Consider the following 20,802-nt stretch of genomic DNA (forward strand, 5'->3'; position numbering starts at 1 on the left):
TTAGTATAAAGCAGTTATAAACGACGTTAATTAAATATCGTCATCATTATTTTCAATCATCTTATGCTTTTTCTTCCACTTATCCCAGCGCTGATAAGCCAGTTGCTGCATGTCAGTATTTTTATCTGCTTCATCGACAATCTCTTCGCCAACTAAGCTTTCAAAAATATCTTCCAGTGTTACTAAGCCTTGTACGGTACCGTATTCATCAACAATTAGAATAAGCTGTGAACGCTCTTGCATTAAACGTTCAAATGCTTTGGGTACGCTAACGTTGTTCATGATCACTGGCAGTGGGCGCATGAGTGTGCCTAGCTCCTGACCACCTTTGCCTGCTTGGCTTTCTGCAAACAGTTCTAAGCGGTGTACAAAGCCAACAATATTATCGCTTTGCTCACTGAACACTAATGGGCGTGAGAATGGACTACTTTTGTATTTTGCTAAAAATTCGTTGATGGTTTGTTCTGCATTAACGCGGAATAACACCGGTCGTGGCGTCATGATTTTAGTCACGCTCACGTCTTTAAATTGCAGTAGATTCGTCAGAATTTTTGATTCACCTGCGCCTAATTCACCTGACTCATGAGCCAGCATTGCCATTGCTGATAATTCATCGCGCAATTTAGGTTGTACGTGACCGTGGGCTAAACGACGGGTAATCTGTTCTGAGATCCACACTAGTGGCATTAATATAACTACCATCCAGCGTAATAAAATTGCACTTGTTGGCGCTAATTGACGCCAGTAAGTTGCACCAATCGTTTTGGGAATGATTTCTGACAGTAATAAAATACCGACGGTTAATGCACCTGAGAAAACACCCAACCACTCACTACCGAAGACCACGGTAGCTTGTGCACCAGCTGTTGCTGCACCAACGGTATGGGCGACGGTATTTAGGGTTAGAATTGAGGCTAAGGGTCGATCTATATTATCTTTGAGCGCAGCAAGTTTAGCTGCTGCTGGGTGGTTTTGTTGACGTAAAGTGCCGATATATCCCGGCGAAATACTCAATAAAACCGCTTCTAAAACGGAACAAATAAACGACACCCCTATAGCTACAGAGATGTAAATCGTAAGCAGTACCATATCAACCTGTCAATTAATCAGCGAATTTCGGCTATATTAATCGGGGCGAGTGGAAATAAAAACAACTCTTTTTTGAATGTTATTAGTAACATTTTGTGAACTTTAGCTCAGTTTATGGTTAAAGAGTCTCCATTTAGATAGATAAAAGCTGACAAACCTTTGCCACACAGGCTTCTTTTGAATTAGAGTTGGGCGGTATTAAGCCCAAAACCTTAGAAGGGAAACCTAATGAACAAGACCCAACTGATTGACCTGATCGCAGAAAAAGCAGATTTGTCTAAAGCACAAGCAAAATTAGCATTGGAAGCTACTCTTGAAGGCGTTACTGATGCGCTTAAAGATGGTGACCAGGTTCAACTAATTGGCTTTGGTACATTTAAAGTGAATCATCGTGCAGCTCGCACTGGCCGTAACCCACAAACAGGTGCGGAAATTCAAATTGCTGCTGCTAACGTTCCTGCGTTCGTATCTGGCAAAGCACTTAAAGACGCATTAAAGTAATTTTAAATAACGCCAGAATGCCTCCACTGCATCTGGCGATTTTTATGGTACGCATAACGCTTTCTCTGGTGGTTGCATTTTTACTTACAGGCTGTGCGGCAAGCGACATGGCTGAGAATGCAGTAATTACGCCCAAAACTGTCACGGTTGCTGAAGCTGCAACTGACGGGCCTCATTTTTATTGGTATACCTTCCGTCCTAATCAACCTATAACCCTCAATGAGCGTGTATTTACCTCTAAGCTAGGACAATATCAAGCTAGCTATCGTTGGCGCTCAGGAAAGCTGTTTGAGCTCTATCAGCAAGGCCAACAGCGCATTGCTGGCTCTGTTACTCCATTTACATTGCAATTACGGTTTGATAGTGATGGTTTAGCGGTGTTTCAGCGTTATCAGCAAGGGCAAACCATTGTGCCATTAACCAATGTCGACATAGCGAAACTACATCGTCAAGCATTAAGGTTAGCGGTTAAAGTTAAGCAACTCAGCCAACAGCAGTATTCGTGGGTGCAAGGGCACTGGCAACAACAGCAGTTTATTCCTTGCCAGCAGCAACAACCCGTTGACGTTATTGCTCAATCAAGTGCTGAAAAGTTATCGGGTCAAGGGTATATGGCAGTAAGAGGACAGTTGCAGCAAGGGCAATTAAACGTTGATGATATTTTATTGCAGCGACCACAATTACAATGTTTGGTAGCACCTAATTTATTAAAGCTGTAATTATTAACGATAGATCAAAAAACGCGCTGATTAAGCGCGTTTTTTAGGTTATGAAGAAGCGGTGTGATTACTGTTGTTCGCGAGCAATAGCACGGTAACCAATATCGTCACGGTGGAACATACCATTCCACGAAATTTGCTTGGCTAACGCATAAGCGCGTTGTTGTGCTTCAAGGACTGAATTGCCCATTGCGGTTGCGCATAATACTCGGCCCCCGTTTGTTACCACATCGCCATGAGCATTATGGGTAGTACCGGCATGGAATACTTTTTCGCCCGCAGGCTCTGGCTGAGATAGACCACTGATAATATCACCTTTGTGATAGTCTCCAGGATAGCCGCCAGCCGCGAGTACGATACCGATAGCGGCCCGTGGATCCCACTTAGATTCGACACTATCGAGCTTCTCATCAATTGCGGCTAAACACAGTTCTACTAAATCAGATTGCATTCGTAGCATGATCGGTTGAGTTTCTGGATCACCAAAACGGCAATTATATTCAATCACTTTAGGGGTGCCGTCAGCCATTACCATTAAGCCTGCATAGAGGAATCCGGTATACGGTGCGCCTTCTGCAGCCATGCCTTCGACGGTTGGATAGATCACTTCTTTCATTACGCGATCGTGAATGTCTTGGGTGACGACTGGCGCAGGTGAATATGCTCCCATACCACCCGTATTGAGGCCGGTATCGCCGTTGCCAACACGTTTATGATCTTGGCTGGTGGCCATTGGTAGGACGTTTTTACCATCAACCATCACGATGAAACTGGCTTCTTCACCGTCTAAAAATTCTTCGATAACCACACGGTGACCGGCTTCACCAAAGGCATTGCCAGCAAGCATATCGCGCACAGCATCTTCGGCTTCTTGCTCTGTCATTGCGACAATTACGCCTTTACCTGCCGCTAAACCATCGGCTTTGACCACAATCGGTGCGCCTTTTTGCTTTAAGTAAGCAAGAGCAGGTTCAATTTCAGTAAAGTTTTGATATTCCGCCGTTGGAATATTGTGGCGAGCAAGGAAGTCTTTAGTGAAAGCTTTAGAACCTTCAAGTTGTGCTGCGGCTTCTGTTGGACCAAAGATGGGCAGTTTAGCGGCGCGGAACGCATCAACCACACCAATAACCAGTGGCGCTTCTGGGCCGACAATGGTTAAGCCAATGTGATTATTTTGCGCAAATTCGACTAATGCTGCGATGTCTTCAACACCAATCTCAACATTTTCCAGTTTTGGTTCAAGTGCTGTACCTGCATTACCAGGAGCAATAAATACGGTTTCTACTTGTGGGTTTTGTGCTGCTTTCCAACCTAATGCGTGTTCACGGCCGCCGTTACCAATGATCAGTACTTTCATCGTTAATCCTTATTGCTTTGCGCTAAATACTTAAAAATCTCTACTCTTTAAAAAAGAGCAGAGACTAAATCGATAGTGTTTATTCACTTAAGTTTGTGATGACAACTTAGTGGCGGAAGTGACGCATACCGGTAAATACCATCGCCATGCCATGCTCGTCAGCGGCAGCAATGACTTCATCATCACGCATTGAACCACCTGGTTGAATAACACAAGTAATGCCAGCTTCTGCTGCTGCATCAATACCATCACGGAACGGGAAGAAGGCATCAGAGGCCATAACGCTACCAGCCACTTCTAGGTTTTCGTCAGCGGCTTTAATACCGGCAATTTTGGCAGAGTAAACACGGCTCATTTGACCGGCGCCGACACCGATAGTCATATTGCCTTTGGCGTAAACAATTGCGTTCGATTTGACGTATTTAGCGACTTTCCAACAAAATAGTGCATCGCGTAATTCGTCAGCTGTTGGTTGGCGCTTTGATACCACAGTCAGATCATCAATCGATACCATGCCTTGGTCGCGATCTTGAACCAATAACCCACCATTGACACGCTTAACATCAAAACCTGTGGTTTTAGTCGACCATTGGCCACATTCAAGCAAACGTAAGTTTTTCTTGGTAGCGATAATAGCTGTTGCTTGTGGTGAGACTTTAGGCGCAATGATCACTTCAACAAATTGGCGATCAACGATAGCTTGAGCCGTTGCAGCATCAAGTTCACGGTTAAAAGCAATAATGCCGCCAAAGGCAGAGGTAGGATCGGTTTTATAAGCGCGATCGTAAGCTTCAAGCAGATTATCACCTAGTGCAACACCACATGGGTTAGCATGCTTTACAATCACACAAGCAGGAAGATCGAATTCTTTGACACATTCAAGCGCTGCATCGGTATCAGCGATGTTGTTATAAGACAGTGCTTTGCCTTGTAGCTGAGTTGCGGTTGCCACAGACGCTTCTTGTGGGTTGGCTTCAACATAGAATGCCGCAGCTTGGTGACTGTTTTCACCGTAGCGCATGTCTTGCTTTTTCTCGAACTGTTGATTGAAAGTGCGTGGAAACTTCGATTCCTCATCACCTTCTTTGTTGTCGCCGTAAGAAGGCACCATAGTACCGAAGTAGTTAGCAATCATACCGTCGTAAGCTGCAGTATGTTCAAAAGCCGAAATAGCAAGATCAAAACGCGTTGCCTGGGTTAGTGAGCCATCATTAGCACTCATTTCGGTAAGGACGCGATCATAATCGTCAGCATTGACCACAATCGTTACGTCTTTATGGTTTTTAGCCGCTGAGCGCACCATGGTTGGTCCGCCGATATCAATATTTTCGACTGCGTCTTCTAAGCTACAGTTTGGATTAGCAACGGTTGCAGCAAAGGGGTAGAGGTTAACGACAACCATATCAATAGGGTTGATACCGTGTTGTGCCATCACTGTATCATCGATGCCGCGACGGCCTAAAACACCACCATGTACTTTAGGGTGAAGGGTTTTTACGCGGCCATCCATCATTTCAGGAAAACCGGTGTAGTCGGAAACTTCAGTGACTTGAATGTTCTGCTCTGCAAGTAAACGCGCGGTACCACCTGTAGATAAAATTTCTACGCCGCGATTGGCAAGGGCGTGAGCGAATTCAACAATACCTGTTTTGTCTGATACGCTTAGCAGCGCGCGGCGAATAGGACGAACGTTTTCCATTGCTACCATCTCTCTAATACACAGTGAATAGGATATTTTCCAACGCCAATCTCAGCCTGATTAGATTGGCGTTGGGAAATATCCTCGGCTAAAATCGAGCAAAGCCAAGAATTAGTGAACGATATGTATCAATCTGATGCCTATTCTACATGAATATTCACGTTGCGCAAACGTTTGCTATTTGAGGGTGATCACTGATATATCGAGCAAGTGAAAGGACGTAATAATGTATTTAATTGGGCAGTTAGCAAAATTATGTAATGTCAGTAGTGATACATTACGTTTTTATGAAAAGAATGGTTTGATTGAACCTGCGGGTCGCAGTGACAGTGGTTATCGGCTCTATAGTGAAGGTAATTTATCACGGGTTAAATTTATCTTACGCGCAAAAGCGATAGGGTTAAGTTTAGGTGAAATTTGTGAATTGCTTGATATTCGGCTTGAAGCTAGTCAACACAGTTGCGCTGAAGTAAAAGCAATCACTCAAGCTAAATTAAATGAAGTTGATAGTAAAATCGCTGAACTACAACGGATTCGAGATGCATTAAAAAAGATCAATGACGCCTGTTGTGGTCATCGTAATGATGATGCTAGCCATTGTTCTATTCTGGGGGCATTAAATGACAGCGATGATATGGCCAACCCTGCAGTCATACCAGAGCCGTGTAGTTCAGGACAATGCCATTGTGATCATTAATCATTGGTGGCTTGTTTGACATTTTCAATGACATCTTTAGTGGTATCACGAAAGAAATGACCGGTTGCTTTGGTTGCGTCACGCGTTGCATGACCCACTTCAGTTAAGCCTTGTTTTATGTCTTGTTTGTTTTGAGTTGAGCACCCAGCTACGGCAATGATGCTAAAAACGATGGCGGCGATAGTGATTTTTTTCAATGTCATTGACTCCACAAATAATAATGATTGCTAGTGTAGCGTTTTTTCGTGCTGAACCAAGTCAAAATCCGGTTAGTTCGTTATATTGTTGACGAGTATTTTTCGTTAGGGGTTCATTTAAATTTGTGATAGTTTCAGGGCTTCGAAAATTTGCTTTACCCGTTTAGCGATAAGGAAATTCAATGTTAAAAGTGAATGAATATTTTGATGGCCAAGTAAAATCAGTTGGCTTTGAATCTGCAGGTGATCATGCCAGTGTTGGTGTAATGGTTGCGGGTGAATATACTTTTTCGACGGCTGCCCCTGAGCGTATGACGGTAGTGAAAGGCGAACTTACCGTAAAATTACCGGGCCATGTTGATTGGGAAACCTATGGTGCAGGTGATGATTTTGAAGTCCCAGGTGATAGTGCATTCCATGTCAAAGTGACCAAGACTACAGCTTACTTATGTGACTACCTATAAGTTACTTTGAGTTGGTTTGATTGTAAAAAAAGCTTCGTTATTGACGAAGCTTTTTTTATGGGGTGTTTACGCTGAGTCGCGACAAATAAGCTGTGGCGCAAGTATCAAACGTTGAGTTACACCATCATCGTTTTTCATACGTGTCAGTAAACGTTGGCCTGCTTGTTGGCCGATTTCTCTGATTGGTGAGCTGACAACGGTCAGTGACGGTTGGCTCAATGTAGCTTCGGCAATATCATCAAAGCTAATAATCGCCACCTGTTGATCAATATAATTATCTTTACCCACACTTTTTCCACTGCGCTTAACACCGTATATCGCTCCAAGTGCAATAGTAGGGTTATGGCACAGAATCGCGGTTATCTTAGGGTGTTGGGTCAACAGTTGCTGTACCGTTGCGGCAGCATGGATTTGGTTATTATCACCTTCGACTATCCATTCATTTTTAAACGGTAATCCATATTGCATCAGGGTGCTACCAAAGCCGCCAAGCCGTTCTGCGCGAGTTAAAGATTCGCCGGAACCACCGACATAGGCAATATGGCGATGACCTTGTTCAATCAGATATTTACTCGCCACTACCGCCGCTTGATGGTTATCTGGGCCGATATAATCCACCTCATTATTTACCGTCGCTCGTGCCAAACAAACTGCAGGGATCCCTGCTTGCTGTGCCATTGCAATCACTGTTGCTGTGGCTTCTCTTACGGGACTAAAGGCAATACCTGCAACACCTTGTTGAATCATTGATTGTACACATTGAATTAATTTGTGTGGGTTGCGATTAGATTGCGCTAAAAATAACAAATAGCCTTGTTGTTCTAGCTGTTCACTGATACCAGCGGTAATTTCAGTATAAAAAGGATCGGTAATATCAGTTAATACCAAGCCAATTAAATTGGAATGGGAAGTGCGTAAATTAGCTGCGGCGGTATTACGAACATAACCCAGAGCAGTAACAGCTTGGTTTACTTTATCAATGGTTGCGGTAGATATACGGCCTTTGTTACTGAGCACTAACGAGACAGTAGAGACAGATACATCAGCATAGGCTGCGACATCAGTTATTTTTATTTTGGGTGTCTTACTCGCCATAGAAGATGGATCCTATTCATTGAGTTGCATTTAAAACGTTATGCTGATTGCAATAATTCTAACAGCATCACAAATTTGGAAATGGGTGCTAACACACTATATTTCCGTGATCTTGTTAGCGATAAAGTTAGGTAAAACGTTTTATCATTTGTTATGTAATTTATCAAAAGCGTTGGCAGAAGTCTTGAGCTCATCTTTGTCGACGTTTTTTTTCAATAAAGAGCTAAAACGTTTTACCTCTTTATTATTAACGTTGAATGTCTCGTTAGTGAGTGACTCATTATGGCTAAATCTGCACTAAAATCCGCACCTAAGACGACTTTGTGGGAGTTTTTTCAAAGTTTAGGCAAAACCTTCATGCTTCCAGTTGCGCTGCTAGCATTCTCGGGCATTTTATTGGGGATCGGTAGTTCATTATCGAGTGCTGCAGTAAAAGAAAGCATGCCATTTTTAGATAATACCCTGTTGCAATTGCTGTTTATGTGGATGACTAAAATTGGTTTAGTCGCCTTTATTTATTTACCAATAATGTTTGCTGTTGCGATTCCACTAGGATTGGCGCGTGAAGAAAAAGGGGTGGCAGCGTTTGCAGGTTTTGTCGGTTATTCAGCTCTAAATCTCTCGATCAATTTCTATTTAACCGTTGCTGGAGTGATTGGTAACCCAATCGAAGAGAAGGCTTATGGGGTTAAGTCAATCCTTGGAGTTGAATCAATTGACACGGGTATTTTAGGCGCAGTCATTGTAGGTATTATTGTCGCTAAACTGCATGCACGTTTTTATACCTATAAGATGCCAGATGCGTTAGCTTTCTTTGGTGGAGCGCGTTTTGTACCGATTATTTCAACCTTGGTTTTGGGTGTGGTGGGCTTGATCGTACCGCTAGTATGGCCTTATTTTGCGATGGGTATTGCTGGAATTGGTAACTTAATCTCGCATGCAGGTCCGTTTGGTCCATTCTTATTTGGTACTGGCGAGCGCTTATTATTACCGTTTGGCTTACATCATGTCTTAGTTGCTTTGGTGCGTTTTACTGAGGCTGGTGGTTCGTTAGAAGTGTGTGGAAAAACAGTCAGTGGCGCACTGAATATTTTCTATTCTGAGTTGGCTTGTCCAACATCTCAAGGCTTTTCTGGCTCTGCAACTGCCTTTTTATCCCAAGGTAAAATGCCTGTGTTCTTAGGTGGTTTACCAGGGGCTGCGCTAGCGATGTACCATTGTGCACGTATTGAAAATCGTGGCAAAGTGAAAGCGTTATTATTATCAGGCGTGATCGCTTGTATTATTGGTGGCATTACCGAGCCGTTAGAGTTCTTGTTCTTGTTTGTTGCACCAGCACTATATGTTGTGCATGCCATTTTAACGGGCCTTGGTTTTATGGTGATGGGTTTATTGGGCGTGACGATTGGTAATACAGACGGCAATATTATCGACTTCTTAATTTTTGGTGTGCTGCAAGGTACGGCAACAAAATGGTATTTAGTGCCACTCGTCGCTGCAATTTGGTTTGTGGTTTATTACAGTGTGTTCCGGTTTGCAATTACTCGTTTTAACCTTAAAACCCCTGGCCGTGAGGTTGAAACTAAAGATGCACTGGCGTTTGCGGTTACAGGAGAAAAAACCACCGGTTATAAAGGTGATATTATTTTAGCGGCATTAGGTGGCGCGAATAATTTAGTGTCACTTGATAACTGTATTACCCGTTTACGTTTGTCAGTTAATGATATGAGTCTAGTTAACGATGCGGTGTTAAAGGCTAATGGTGCTTTAGGAGTAGTTAAACTTGATGATCATAATCTGCAAGTGGTGATTGGGCCTCAGGTTCATATGGTGAAAAACGAAATTCAAGGGTTACTACCCGCTAGCGCATAACAAAATGGGCGGAGCTTAGGGCTCCGCTTTTTTTGATGTTTATATTGTTCTGACTTGGTTGCTTTTGAGGTTGTTATGTTTGATTTTTCTAAGCCTGTTAACCGTTATGGCACTTATTGTACTCAATGGGATTATGTTGCAGATCGGTTCGGCTGTGATGATTTATTACCGTTTACGATTTCAGATATGGATTTTGCGGTAGCTCCTTGTATTCAACAGGCACTATCAACACGATTAGATCATGCAGTGTTTGGCTATAGCCGTTGGAATCATACAGATTTTAAAGATGCAATTAGTGGTTGGTTCTTACGTCGTTATCACAGCAATATTGATCCTAATAGCATTGTTTACGGGCCGTCTGTGATTTATATCATTTCGCAGTTGGTGCAGTTATGGACGGAAGTGGGTGATGGAGTATTGGTTCATACGCCGGCTTATGATGCGTTTGCCAATATGCTCAGGGCTAACCAGCGCCAGATGTTAACCAGTCCATTATTGAAAACCACAGCTGGTAGCTATGAGATTGATTGGCCACAGTTTGAGGCACAAGCAGCGCGATCTGAGTGTAAGGTGTTGTTATTATGCAGCCCTCAAAACCCAACTGGACGGGTATGGACGCGTGATGAATTAGCACGTATGGCACAGATTTGTCACCAATATGGCGTGAAGGTGATTTCTGACGATATTCATATGGATATTGCCTTTAGTGATTATATTCCATGGTCACAAGTTGCCGTTGATCAGCAGTGGGCTTTAGTTTCTTCAGCGTCTAAATCTTTTAATATTCCCGCACTGACAGGTGCGTATGCAGTGATTGCTGAGCAATGTACTCAGCAAGGGTATTTAACCCAACTTAAAGCTGCTCATGGGCTGTCATCACCTTCTATTCTCGGCGTTATCGGTCATATTGCAGCTTATAATGACGGTGAAGCGTGGCTAGTGAGTCTTAAGGATTATCTGTATGGTAATTTAGAGTATGTGGCTGAACAATTAAATCAGGCTTTTCCCGAATTGAATTACCAAGTGCCGCAAGGAACCTATTTAGCTTGGATTGACTTAAATCCACTGCAGATTGATATGGATGCATTACAGCAATTATTGATAAATGATCATCGTGTCGCCATCATGCGTGGAGATACATATGGTGTTGAGGGCACAGGCTATGTGCGTTTAAATGTAGGCTGTCCACGCAGTAAGGTTGAGATTGGTATTGCGGCATTGATAGCGGCATTGCACCAATTAATTGAGAGCAATAAGTAAATAAATAGCGGAATTAATGCTATTTATTAAGATTGCGTGCCAACTATTCCTTTTTGGTATTTTGTTATATGGTTGTTATCGTTACTTGAGTATGATTAGTGCATTGTTAACTCAGTAGAGAGCTTGCCACATGCCTAAGTGCGATAACTGTCAATCTTATGATATAGAAAGAATACATCGAAAATTTTACCAACGTTTATTGATTAAACGAGTAAAGATCTGTAACGAATGCGGTCATATACATAAACATTTTAAGTATACGTTTTTAAATAAATCAGAACGTTAATTTTTCTGATGTACTTCAAGCCGTAAACATATTCATTAGTATTGAACTGTAATGGTGATTGAAATCATCATTTAGCAATAAAGAAAAAAGCCCATTTCATCGTGATGATGAAATGGGCTTTTTTTACAATCATTAAACCAATATAGTTTAGTTCATGCCGTATTTCTTTAGTTTCTTACGTAGCGTACCACGGTTGATACCCATCATGGTTGCAGCGCGAGTTTGGTTACCGCGAGTGTACTGCATGATAGTGTCTAGTAGTGGTTGTTCAACTTCTGCAAGCACAAGCTCGTACAGATCGTCGACTTCCTGACCATTTAATTGAGCAAGGTAGTTTTTAAGGGATGCCTTCACTGAATCACGTAATGGTTTCTGTGTGATTTGGTCTTGTGAAGTTACAGTTGTTACTGTTAACGCTTCGGAAGTCAGATTTTGTTCGAACATAATTCTGTAAGCTCTTCTAGTATTTATGCAACGTTTTCGAAGTAGCCTTGCAGCGCATCGATTTGCTGTTGAGCATCCTCGAGTGCGTTGAAGGTCCGGCGGAAATCACCAGCTGGTGCATGTTCTTTCAAATACCAAGACACGTGTTTACGTGCAATGCGTAATCCTAGGTAATCACCATAAAATTGGTGAAGTGCCTTAACATGTCCCAACATAATTTCACTGATTTCGTCAATTGACGGTGCAGCGAGGTGTTCACCGGTTGTTAAGTAATGGTGGATTTCTCTAAAAATCCACGGCTTTCCTTGTGCAGGTCGGCCAATCATCAGAGCGTCGGCACCGGTGTAATCCAATACAAAGCGTGCTTTCTCCGGGCTATCGATATCACCGTTAGCGATAACTGGGATTGAGATGGCTTGTTTCACCGCTCTAATGTAGTCATATTCCGCTTCACCTTTGTACATGCAAGCCTTGGTACGTCCATGAAGGGCGAGGGCCTGTATGCCACATTGTTCGGCGAGTTTGGCTATGTTGACACAATTCCTGTTGTCCAGATCCCAGCCTGTACGGGTTTTAAGCGTAACAGGCACATCTACTGCGTCCACCACTGTACGAAGAATCTCTTCGACCAGATTGGGATACTGCAATAGCGCAGAACCGGCTAATCGTTTATTTACTTTCTTAGCTGGGCATCCCATGTTGATATCGATGATTTGCGCACCGTTTTCAACACTGAATTGCGCCGCTTCGGCCATCAATTTTGGATCAGCACCTGCTATCTGAACCGAACGAATCCCTGATTCACCTTCGTGAACCATGCGATTGAGCGATTTAGACGTCTTCCAGAGATCTGGATTTGACGACATCATCTCGCTAACAGCCATGCCCGCACCGTAGCGAAGGCATAATTCACGAAATGGCCGATCGGTCACACCCGCCATTGGCGCGACTATCAGTTGGTTTTTAAGTTGATATGGACCGATATGCAAAATGTCTCTACCTGACTGTGCCAGTAAGGGCGCGCATTTTACGCATTTTTTACGCCGCTGAAAAGGCCAATAATTGAGCATGATGATTTTGTTTGTCAAAACAGCATGATTTTCAATCAATTGACCTATTAAATTAATTAAAAATAATCAACAGCAGCAACCAATTACCGTAAATATTATGCTTTATGACCCGAGATACGACACCACTCTTCGCGTGCCATTACTGGATCTAATGTGATTTCATCGCTGTAGTAAGTTGCAACATCTTCAGCTTGGCTTTCAAGCACACCAGAGATTGCTAAGTCGCCACCCTTTTTAACTAGACTCTTAATCACTGGTGATAATTCGCGCAGTGGGCCGGCTAGAATGTTAGCAACTACCACGTCAGCTTGAATACCTTGTGGTTGATCTTGAGGTAGATATAGCTCGAGATTATCTGAAACGCCATTGCGCTCAGCATTATCACGAGAAGCTAAAATAGCCTGTGGATCGATATCAATACCAATCACTTTTTCAGCACCTAATTTAAGCGCAGCAATGGCTAAAATACCTGAACCACATCCAAAATCGATAACCGTTTTACCACTAAGATCTTGGCCGTCTAGCCACTCAAGACATAATGATGTGGTTGGGTGTGTACCAGTGCCAAATGCCAAACCTGGGTCTAGCAATACATTAACTGCATTCGGTTCTGGTGCTTCACGCCAGCTTGGGCAAATCCATAAACGACGACCAAAACGCATTGGGTGGAAGTTATCCATCCATTCACGTTCCCAGTCTTTATCTTCTAACTGCTCAACTTTGTAAGCAAAATCATCAGCAATTAGTGGGCTGTTTTTAAGCATGTTCAGCACGAAATCCATGTCGGCTTCAGCATCATACAAACCAATAACATCAGTATCACCCCATAAACGGGTTTCACCTGGCATAGGCTCGAAAACTGGCGTGTCTTGTGCATCAAGGAAAGTGACGGATAGAGCACCAGTCTCTTCCATGAGCATGTCGCCAATTGCTTCTGCGTTCTCTGCAGTAGCGTTCAGTTTAATTTGAATCCAAGGCATGGTTTATTCGCTTATTTTGTGACTACTTGAACATAGGGGGCGCAGTTTAGCATGAAATTTCACCAATCCCCATTAGCAGATGCTAAACAATAGATAAAAAAAGAGCGCATCGTTAGACACGCTCTTGGTTGTATTGGTGAAATCAACAATTCACTATTCGTTAGCTGCAGCGATTTTTGGCTGGTTAGGGCGCACATAGCTACCAATAATAAAGGCAATCAAACCAATGACTAATGTTGGTACAATCGCGTGCATACCGCCCATGTCTGGTTTACCTAATGACAGTCCTAAATAGGTGGTTAGGCCAACAATCATTGAGGCAAATGCACCCGTTGCTGAAGCTTTTTTCCAATATAACCCTAATACTAATGGCCATAGGAATACCGCTTGTAAGCTACCAAAGGCTAATAAATTAAGCCAAATAATCATATTTGGTGGATTCATTGCCGCGACAAACACTAATGCTGAAAAAATACCTGTTACCCATAGTGATAGTTTTGGCAACTTGGTTTCAGCGGCATCACCCTCTGCGATTTTAGGATTGATATAATTGATATATAAATCTTTGAGTAAGGTTGCAGATGCTTGAATTAACTGGGAATCAATGGTCGACATGATAGCTGCCATTGGACCGGCTAAGAAGATTCCAGCAACGACTGGTGGCAATACCGTTACCATTAAAGTCGGCATGATTTGGTCTGGGCTGGCAATATCAGGCACGATAGCGCGGCCTAATGCACCTGCTAAATGCATACCGAACATCAGCAGTGCCACCATAATGGTGCTAATGACCATGCCTTTATGCAATGAACGGCTGTCTTTATATGACATACAGCGTACTGCTGCATGGGGTAAACCGATTACGCCAAAACAGACCAGAATCCAAAAGCTGAGCATAAAAGGTTGGCTTAAAAAGTGATTGGGACCATAAGGTGAAATCAAAGCCGGATCAATATCATGCAGCTTGGTTACCAGTGCACCAATGCTACCGCCAGTATGTACGATCCCAACTAATAGCGCGATCGTACCAATGATCATCATGATCCCTTGAATGGTATCAGTCATCACGACCGCACGAAAGCCACCGATAGTGGTATACAGCCCAACCGTGATTGCAAACAACATCAGCCCGTGAGTATAAGACAGGCCAGTGACGGTTTGCAGTAATCGAGCACCACCGACAAATTGCACTACCATGGTACCAAAGAAGGCTAACAGTAGTGATAGAGAAGCAAAGATCACTACGCCTTTATTTTGGTAGCGAGCATATAAAATATCATTAAGAGTTAATGCATTATGACGCCGAGATTCAATCGCAAACTTTTTGCCGAGCACGCCTAATGTTAGCCATGCTGCTGGCAGTTGAATCATGGCAAGCAATACCCAGCCAAGTCCCATTTTATAAGCGGCTCCCGGGCCACCAATAAAGGTGCTGGCACTGGCATAAGTCGCAGCCAGAGTCATCGCAAGGACAAAGCCACCCATGCTACGACCACCGACAAGATATTCAGTTAAGAAATTACCTTTACCCTGAAAACGGCGAGTATAGAGTGCCACGCCAAAAACGGCGGCTAAATAGAGCACCAAAGGAATGATTAGTTGGCTATTCATGTGGTTTATCGTCTGTTATTTCAAGAGGAAGATCGTGGTAAATAAATTTGACCATAAGGGCACAAAGTATTGTAAAAACAATTGGGCCAATAATGCATGACAGCAAAAACCATAATGGGAAACCAAAATAGAGGGTTGGCATACTGAGGTCATTAATCGCGGGGGCAAACCCATAGGCGGAAACATACCACCAAAGAAAATAAGCTAACGCGAGTCCTATTGCCCAGCGCGCTTCTTTATGCGCTTGGCGATAGCGGGCAGAAAGCGTTTTCATGCGGTTTCTCCAGTTGTGATTGGTCTGAGGCTTATCAGAGGCGTGAGAGCATTACTGATAGCGGTTAAAAAAGAGCGCTATTGTGGCAAAAGATAGGGGTTTATGCCATGTCTCGTATCCAGATCAGATCTGTTGGCGCTAACAATAAAAAAGGCCACCTTCAGGCAGCCTTTTTAACGTTAGATAACGTTATTACTGTAAACCAAGCTTCTTTTCAAGGTAGTGAATATTCGCACCACCTTTTTGGAAGTTTTCATCAGCCATAATTTGCTGCTGAAGAGGAATATTGGTTTTAATACCATCAATGATCATTTCACTTAGGGCATTACGCATACGTGAGATGGCAACATCACGGTTTTCACCGTAAGCAATCAACTTACCAATCATTGAATCATAGTAAGGCGGTACAGTGTAGCCTGTGTAGATATGCGACTCCCAGCGAATACCCATACCACCTGGTGAGTGGAAACGAGTGATCGTGCCTGGGCACGGAAGGAAACGCTCTGGATCTTCAGCATTGATACGACATTCGATAGCGTGGCCACGAATTTGAATATCACTTTGGCTGAAAGACAGTGGTTGGCCTGCCGCAATACGTAATTGCTCTTTGATCAAATCAACGCCAGTTACCATTTCTGTTACTGGGTGTTCAACCTGAATACGGGTGTTCATTTCAATGAAGTAGAACTCACCGTTTTCGTATAGGAACTCAAACGTACCCGCACCACGGTAACCGATTTCGATACATGCACGCGTACAACGCTCACCGATGTACTTACGCATTTCTTCCGTAATACCAGGTGCTGGCGCTTCTTCTACTACTTTTTGGTGGCGACGTTGCATTGAACAATCACGCTCACCTAAATGAATTGCACCACCTTGGCCATCAGCAAGTACTTGTACTTCGATGTGACGTGGGTTTTCAAGGTATTTCTCCATGTAAACCATGTCGTTGTCAAAGCAAGATTTAGCTTCTGCTCGAGTCATCGCGATTGCTTCTGTTAGTTCGTTTTCGCCACGAACAACACGCATACCACGACCACCGCCGCCACCAGAGGCTTTAATGATAACTGGGTAACCAATACGCTTAGCAAAAGATTTATTTTTTGCTTCATCGTCATCAAGTGGGCCATCAGAGCCCGGAACACAAGGAACACCAGCTTTTTTCATCGCACTGATTGCAGAAACTTTATCGCCCATTAGACGAATTGTTTCAGCTTTAGGTCCTACAAAAATAAAGCCTGAACGCTCTACTTGTTCCGCAAAATCAGCATTTTCAGATAGGAAACCGTAGCCTGGGTGAATTGCTACTGCGCCAGTGATCTCTGCTGCACTAATGATACGAGGAATATTAAGGTAGCTATCGATACCGCGCGCGGGACCAATACAGACGGATTCATCTGCCAATAATACGTGCTTAAGATCGCGGTCTGCTGTTGAGTGAACAGCGACCGTTTTAATGCCTAATTCTTTACATGCGCGAAGAATTCGAAGTGCAATTTCACCTCGGTTCGCAATTACTAATTTATCTAACATAGCCAGGAGCCTCGATTACTCGATGATTACAAGCGGTTGGTCGAATTCAATTGCGTCGCCATCAACTGCAAGAATTGCTACGATCTTACCTGCTTTGTCTGCTTGAATTTGGTTCATCATCTTCATTGCTTCAACGATACATAGGGTATCGCCAATGTTGACTGATTGACCTACTTCAGCAAAGTTTTTCGCTTCTGGACTTGGCGCACGGTAGAAGGTACCTACCATTGGTGACAGAACTTGATGACCAGCTGCAACAACTGGCGCCTCAGGTGCTTGGAATGATGTTGCTTCTGTTGCTACAACAGGTGCCGCTGCTTGAGTTGGTGCTGCTTGAACAGGTGCAACCATAGGAGCTGCAGCATATTGTTGTGGCATCGCTGTTGTGGGTACATTACGACTGATTCGAACTGACTCTTCACCTTCAGAAATTTCTAGCTCTGCAATACCAGATTCTTCAACCAGTTCAATTAGCTTCTTAATTTTACGAATGTCCATTATTTTTCTCTTTATATATTGTTCAGTTAGCTATCTGCATGCAGGCGATTAACCGCTGCCTGTAGGGCGAATTCATAACCGTCAGGGCCGAGACCACAAATCACTCCTACCGCTTTATCCGATAAGTAAGAGTGATGACGAAAAGGTTCACGTGCGTGAACGTTAGATAAATGTACTTCAATAAACGGAATAGCAACGCCGAGTAAGGCGTCGCGAATAGCAACACTTGTGTGAGTGAAAGCTGCTGGGTTTATTATAATGAAATCCACCTTAGTATGGGCTTGGTGAATTGCATCAATTAACTCATGCTCCGCATTTGATTGAATATGTTCTAATACCACGCCTAAATCGACGGCTTTAGTTGTTAATTTTTGAACCAGTTGCGTAAGTGTTTGCTGGCCATAATGATCAGGCTCACGCAGACCCAGTAAATTTAGGTTAGGTCCATTAATCAGTAAAATTCGTTTAACGGTCGGCATCTTGACGTCTCATCACTTGTTTATGAGGGTAAACTCGCACAACTTGTGGTTATCTACAAGTTGACTTCCATGTGTCCGTTTTTTTACTACCAAACATTAATTGTGAACCAATTATAGAGAATTCAACGCAAATCGCAGCAAAATACTGGTCTAATCACCACATTTTGTGCGAACAGCTGTAAGCTGTTGTAAGAATGTTAGTAGATGTGAATACGTTCATCTTACGTCAATGTAACGTAACTAAGTGCAAGAATTTAGTAATAAATATAGTTTTTTGTCGGTTATTACTAAGCAGTGATAATTGCGCTTAAAAAAGATGTTTTAAAGGCATATTTAATAATGCTATTTCAATAAATATGTTCAATATTAAACAGGTTAACGCGACATTTTAGTATTAGGTAGCTTATCCTAAGCTGAATTAGTTCTAAATTATCATTAATAATTGGATAAAAAAAGACCACTGCAGTGGTCTTTTGAGGTTCGGTTAATGAATTTTTTAGTTATGAGTGAGAGTTAAAGTAATTGCTGTTTTTCTGCAATCAGTTTCTCAACCACACTTGGGTCTGCTAGTGTTGAAGTATCACCAAGAGATTCAGTATCACCGGTGGCAATTTTACGCAAAATACGCCGCATAATTTTGCCTGAACGGGTTTTAGGTAATGCATTCGTCCAGTGAAGAAAATCTGGGGTGGCAATCGGGCCTATTTCTTTACGTACCCAATCTTTGACCTGCTTATGTAACTCGGCGCTAGGGTATTCACCATCATTTAGGGTGATATAAGCATAAATCGCTTGGCCTTTAATTGCATGGGGTACACCAACAATGGCTGCCTCTGCTATTTTATCAAATGCCACCAGTGCCGATTCAATTTCGGCAGTTCCCATACGGTGACCTGAAATATTTAATACGTCATCGACTCGGCCTGTGATCCAGTAGTATCCATCTTCATCACGACGTGCACCATCACCAGTGAAATACATGCCTTTAAAGGTGGAGAAGTAGGTTTGCTCAAAACGTTCGTGATCACCCCAAAGGGTACGCATCTGACCTGGCCATGAATCTGTCATGACTAAGTTACCATCAGTTGCACCTTCTAAAAGATTACCCACATTATCAACCAGTGCCGGTTGAACACCAAAAAACGGTCGCGTTGCAGACCCCGGTTTGAGTGCAGTCGCACCTGGTAGTGGCGTAATTAAAATACCGCCGGTTTCTGTTTGCCACCAGGTATCAACAATTGGACAGCGGCTATCACCAATCGTACGGTGGTACCATTGCCATGCTTCAGGGTTAATTGGTTCACCAACAGAGCCCATGATCCGTAACGATGAACGGTTGGTGCCAGCAATGGCTTCTTCGCCTTTGGCCATTAAGGCACGAATTGCGGTTGGCGCAGTATAAAGAATATTAACTTGATGTTTATCGATCACTTCACTCATGCGACTGGTTGATGGATAGTTAGGTACACCTTCAAAGAGTACTGTGGTTGCGCCATTAGCTAACGGTCCATAGACTAAATAGCTGTGACCTGTGATCCAGCCGACATCAGCGGTACACCAATAGATATCACCTTCTTGATAATCAAACACATATTTAAAAGTCATCGCGGCATAAACCAGATAACCACCGGTGGTATGTAATACGCCTTTAGGTTTACCTGTCGAGCCGGAGGTGTAGAGAATAAACAGTGGATCTTCTGCATTCATTGGCTCTGGCGCACAATGGTTAGAAGCGACTGCGGTTAATTGATGCCACCACACATCACGTTCACTATGCCATTCAACATTGCCACCTGTACGCTGAAATACCACGACTTTTTCAATACTCGTCACCAGCGGATTAGCTAACGCATCATCAACATTTTGCTTTAAAGGGACAGCACGGCCACCACGAACACCTTCATCTGCTGTGATCACGACTTTTGCATTGGAATCAATAATTCGTCCAGCAAGGGCTTCTGGGGAGAAGCCACCAAATACAATTGTATGTACCGCACCGATGCGAGTACATGCCAGCATTGCTATTGCCGCTTCTGCGACCATTGGCATGTAAAGACATACCACATCTCCTTTACGTACTCCTTGGCTTTTAAGCGCATTAGCAAATTGACACACTTGTTGATAAAGATCGTTATAGGTTAAGGTTGCATCATCAATGGGATCATCTCCCTCCCAGATGATCGCTGCTTGATCGCCACGATCCGCAAGGTGGCGGTCGATACAATTTGCTGAGACATTGAGTTCACCATCTTCAAACCACTTAATACTGACATGTCCGCTATCAAATGAGGTGTTTTTAACTTTGGTATAAGGGGTGATCCAATCAAGAATTTGCCCATGTTGACGCCAGAAACCTTGAGGATTTATGGTTGATTGTTGGTACATCTCGCGATATTGGTCATCATTAATATGGGCATTACTGGCAATGGTACTATCGACCGGATAAATATGAACCTCACTCATCCCTGTTCTCCTTGAGTTGTTCCCTTTGTAGGGCTGATGTTTGTAATATTTAACAAACAATGGCTTAGGCAGCATTAGTCATTAAAGTGAACGATTATATGGCTGACAACAATTAGACTTTAGGATGAGATTGAGGCGCAGAGTGGTGAATTGTTAATGTTGCATCAATGTTACATTTTGTTTTGTGCACTGTCTTAATTATGCCGCGTAC

Annotated in this window: 20 protein-coding genes; 6 read left to right on the top strand and 14 right to left on the bottom strand. The window is 43.1% G+C overall.

The window, feature by feature from the left end:
- Positions 1 to 30: 30 nt before the first annotated feature.
- Positions 31 to 1,089, bottom strand: coding sequence for a CNNM domain-containing protein (locus PMAL9190_RS15795; protein WP_087846024.1), 1,059 nt, complete (start codon positions 1,087 to 1,089; stop codon positions 31 to 33).
- A 228-nt stretch (positions 1,090 to 1,317) separates the two neighbouring features.
- Between PMAL9190_RS15795 and hupA the strand changes: the two genes are divergently transcribed.
- Both hupA and PMAL9190_RS15805 read left to right on the top strand, forming a co-directional pair.
- Complete coding sequence (hupA, locus tag PMAL9190_RS15800) at positions 1,318 to 1,590, top strand: nucleoid-associated protein HU-alpha (protein ID WP_045032623.1); 273 nt, start codon at positions 1,318 to 1,320, stop codon at positions 1,588 to 1,590.
- Positions 1,591 to 1,634: 44 nt separating this feature from the next.
- Positions 1,635 to 2,309 (top strand): DUF1481 domain-containing protein, encoded by a 675-nt coding sequence (locus PMAL9190_RS15805; RefSeq protein ID WP_159458402.1) that lies wholly within the window; start codon positions 1,635 to 1,637, stop codon positions 2,307 to 2,309.
- A 67-nt stretch (positions 2,310 to 2,376) separates the two neighbouring features.
- Here PMAL9190_RS15805 and purD read toward each other — a convergent pair whose 3' ends face one another.
- Together purD and purH are read right to left on the bottom strand one after the other, a co-directional pair.
- Entirely contained in the window at positions 2,377 to 3,666 is a 1,290-nt protein-coding gene (purD, locus tag PMAL9190_RS15810; protein ID WP_087846026.1) for a phosphoribosylamine--glycine ligase, read from the bottom strand.
- Between the two features lie 106 nt (positions 3,667 to 3,772).
- Positions 3,773 to 5,365: a bifunctional phosphoribosylaminoimidazolecarboxamide formyltransferase/IMP cyclohydrolase gene (gene purH / locus PMAL9190_RS15815; RefSeq protein ID WP_087846092.1), complete on the bottom strand. Its 1,593-nt coding sequence runs from the start codon at positions 5,363 to 5,365 to the stop codon at positions 3,773 to 3,775.
- Between the two features lie 226 nt (positions 5,366 to 5,591).
- Between purH and zntR the strand changes: the two genes are divergently transcribed.
- Positions 5,592 to 6,062 (top strand): Zn(2+)-responsive transcriptional regulator, encoded by a 471-nt coding sequence (gene zntR / locus PMAL9190_RS15820; protein WP_087846027.1) that lies wholly within the window; start codon positions 5,592 to 5,594, stop codon positions 6,060 to 6,062.
- On the opposite strand, the gene PMAL9190_RS15825 is transcribed toward zntR, so the two are convergent.
- Entirely contained in the window at positions 6,059 to 6,265 is a 207-nt protein-coding gene (locus tag PMAL9190_RS15825) for a hypothetical protein (protein WP_087846028.1), read from the bottom strand. The two genes, zntR and PMAL9190_RS15825, sit on opposite strands and share 4 nt — an antisense overlap.
- A 176-nt stretch (positions 6,266 to 6,441) precedes the next feature.
- On the opposite strand from PMAL9190_RS15825, the gene ppnP reads away from it, so the two are divergent.
- Positions 6,442 to 6,723, top strand: a complete 282-nt coding sequence (ppnP, locus tag PMAL9190_RS15830) for a pyrimidine/purine nucleoside phosphorylase (RefSeq protein ID WP_036788928.1) — start codon at positions 6,442 to 6,444, stop codon at positions 6,721 to 6,723.
- Positions 6,724 to 6,789: 66 nt separating this feature from the next.
- Here the strand turns inward: ppnP and malI are convergent, their stop codons facing one another.
- Entirely contained in the window at positions 6,790 to 7,818 is a 1,029-nt protein-coding gene (gene malI, locus PMAL9190_RS15835) for a Mal regulon transcriptional regulator MalI (RefSeq protein WP_087846029.1), read from the bottom strand.
- Between the two features lie 282 nt (positions 7,819 to 8,100).
- On the opposite strand from malI, the gene malX reads away from it, so the two are divergent.
- Positions 8,101 to 9,690, top strand: a complete 1,590-nt coding sequence (gene malX, locus PMAL9190_RS15845; protein ID WP_087846031.1) for a maltose/glucose-specific PTS transporter subunit IIBC — start codon at positions 8,101 to 8,103, stop codon at positions 9,688 to 9,690.
- A gap of 75 nt (positions 9,691 to 9,765) precedes the next feature.
- The gene (locus PMAL9190_RS15850; RefSeq protein WP_087846032.1) at positions 9,766 to 10,950 is read left to right on the top strand and encodes a MalY/PatB family protein; all 1,185 of its coding nucleotides are present in this window, start codon (positions 9,766 to 9,768) and stop codon (positions 10,948 to 10,950) included.
- 433 nt (positions 10,951 to 11,383) lie between these two features.
- On the opposite strand, the gene fis is transcribed toward PMAL9190_RS15850, so the two are convergent.
- From fis to acs, 9 genes are all read right to left on the bottom strand, one after another.
- Positions 11,384 to 11,680, bottom strand: coding sequence for a DNA-binding transcriptional regulator Fis (gene fis / locus PMAL9190_RS15855; RefSeq protein WP_005372656.1), 297 nt, complete (start codon positions 11,678 to 11,680; stop codon positions 11,384 to 11,386).
- 23 nt (positions 11,681 to 11,703) lie between these two features.
- Positions 11,704 to 12,669, bottom strand: a complete 966-nt coding sequence (gene dusB / locus PMAL9190_RS15860; protein WP_159458403.1) for a tRNA dihydrouridine synthase DusB — start codon at positions 12,667 to 12,669, stop codon at positions 11,704 to 11,706.
- Between the two features lie 176 nt (positions 12,670 to 12,845).
- The gene (gene prmA, locus PMAL9190_RS15865) at positions 12,846 to 13,730 is read right to left on the bottom strand and encodes a 50S ribosomal protein L11 methyltransferase (protein ID WP_087846034.1); all 885 of its coding nucleotides are present in this window, start codon (positions 13,728 to 13,730) and stop codon (positions 12,846 to 12,848) included.
- A 153-nt stretch (positions 13,731 to 13,883) separates the two neighbouring features.
- Entirely contained in the window at positions 13,884 to 15,341 is a 1,458-nt protein-coding gene (panF, locus tag PMAL9190_RS15870; protein WP_087846035.1) for a sodium/pantothenate symporter, read from the bottom strand.
- On the bottom strand, positions 15,334 to 15,615 hold the full coding sequence (locus tag PMAL9190_RS15875; protein ID WP_036788894.1) for a YhdT family protein: 282 nt from the start codon (positions 15,613 to 15,615) through the stop codon (positions 15,334 to 15,336). Before PMAL9190_RS15875 ends, panF begins: the two co-directional genes overlap by 8 nt.
- 192 nt (positions 15,616 to 15,807) lie before the next feature.
- Positions 15,808 to 17,151 carry an acetyl-CoA carboxylase biotin carboxylase subunit gene (accC, locus tag PMAL9190_RS15880; RefSeq protein WP_087846036.1) on the bottom strand — a complete coding sequence of 448 codons (1,344 nt, stop codon included), beginning with the start codon at positions 17,149 to 17,151 and terminating at the stop codon, positions 15,808 to 15,810.
- A 15-nt stretch (positions 17,152 to 17,166) separates the two neighbouring features.
- Positions 17,167 to 17,649, bottom strand: a complete 483-nt coding sequence (gene accB / locus PMAL9190_RS15885; RefSeq protein WP_087846037.1) for an acetyl-CoA carboxylase biotin carboxyl carrier protein — start codon at positions 17,647 to 17,649, stop codon at positions 17,167 to 17,169.
- A gap of 26 nt (positions 17,650 to 17,675) precedes the next feature.
- Positions 17,676 to 18,128 carry a type II 3-dehydroquinate dehydratase gene (aroQ, locus tag PMAL9190_RS15890; protein ID WP_087846038.1) on the bottom strand — a complete coding sequence of 151 codons (453 nt, stop codon included), beginning with the start codon at positions 18,126 to 18,128 and terminating at the stop codon, positions 17,676 to 17,678.
- Between the two features lie 513 nt (positions 18,129 to 18,641).
- Positions 18,642 to 20,591 (bottom strand): acetate--CoA ligase, encoded by a 1,950-nt coding sequence (gene acs / locus PMAL9190_RS15895; protein ID WP_087846039.1) that lies wholly within the window; start codon positions 20,589 to 20,591, stop codon positions 18,642 to 18,644.
- Positions 20,592 to 20,802: the final 211 nt, after the last annotated feature.

This window comes from Photobacterium malacitanum, from assembly GCF_900185615.1.
Classification (GTDB): Bacteria; Pseudomonadota; Gammaproteobacteria; order Enterobacterales; family Vibrionaceae; genus Photobacterium; species Photobacterium malacitanum.

Excerpts from the sequence above, each read along its gene's own strand:
- hupA (WP_045032623.1), top strand. The coding sequence starts at position 1,318 with ATGAACAAGACCCAACTGATTGACCTGATCGCAGAAAAAGCAGATTTG.
- purH (WP_087846092.1), bottom strand. The coding sequence starts at position 5,365 with ATGGAAAACGTTCGTCCTATTCGCCGCGCGCTGCTAAGCGTATCAGAC.
- acs (WP_087846039.1), bottom strand. The coding sequence starts at position 20,591 with ATGAGTGAGGTTCATATTTATCCGGTCGATAGTACCATTGCCAGTAAT.
- PMAL9190_RS15850 (WP_087846032.1), top strand. The coding sequence starts at position 9,766 with ATGTTTGATTTTTCTAAGCCTGTTAACCGTTATGGCACTTATTGTACT.
- ppnP (WP_036788928.1), top strand. The coding sequence starts at position 6,442 with ATGTTAAAAGTGAATGAATATTTTGATGGCCAAGTAAAATCAGTTGGC.
- malX (WP_087846031.1), top strand. The coding sequence starts at position 8,101 with ATGGCTAAATCTGCACTAAAATCCGCACCTAAGACGACTTTGTGGGAG.
- accB (WP_087846037.1), bottom strand. The coding sequence starts at position 17,649 with ATGGACATTCGTAAAATTAAGAAGCTAATTGAACTGGTTGAAGAATCT.
- aroQ (WP_087846038.1), bottom strand. The coding sequence starts at position 18,128 with ATGCCGACCGTTAAACGAATTTTACTGATTAATGGACCTAACCTAAAT.
- purD (WP_087846026.1), bottom strand. The coding sequence starts at position 3,666 with ATGAAAGTACTGATCATTGGTAACGGCGGCCGTGAACACGCATTAGGT.
- PMAL9190_RS15825 (WP_087846028.1), bottom strand. The coding sequence starts at position 6,265 with ATGACATTGAAAAAAATCACTATCGCCGCCATCGTTTTTAGCATCATT.
- prmA (WP_087846034.1), bottom strand. The coding sequence starts at position 13,730 with ATGCCTTGGATTCAAATTAAACTGAACGCTACTGCAGAGAACGCAGAA.
- malI (WP_087846029.1), bottom strand. The coding sequence starts at position 7,818 with ATGGCGAGTAAGACACCCAAAATAAAAATAACTGATGTCGCAGCCTAT.
- accC (WP_087846036.1), bottom strand. The coding sequence starts at position 17,151 with ATGTTAGATAAATTAGTAATTGCGAACCGAGGTGAAATTGCACTTCGA.
- PMAL9190_RS15875 (WP_036788894.1), bottom strand. The coding sequence starts at position 15,615 with ATGAAAACGCTTTCTGCCCGCTATCGCCAAGCGCATAAAGAAGCGCGC.
- PMAL9190_RS15795 (WP_087846024.1), bottom strand. The coding sequence starts at position 1,089 with ATGGTACTGCTTACGATTTACATCTCTGTAGCTATAGGGGTGTCGTTT.
- PMAL9190_RS15805 (WP_159458402.1), top strand. The coding sequence starts at position 1,635 with ATGGTACGCATAACGCTTTCTCTGGTGGTTGCATTTTTACTTACAGGC.
- panF (WP_087846035.1), bottom strand. The coding sequence starts at position 15,341 with ATGAATAGCCAACTAATCATTCCTTTGGTGCTCTATTTAGCCGCCGTT.
- fis (WP_005372656.1), bottom strand. The coding sequence starts at position 11,680 with ATGTTCGAACAAAATCTGACTTCCGAAGCGTTAACAGTAACAACTGTA.
- zntR (WP_087846027.1), top strand. The coding sequence starts at position 5,592 with ATGTATTTAATTGGGCAGTTAGCAAAATTATGTAATGTCAGTAGTGAT.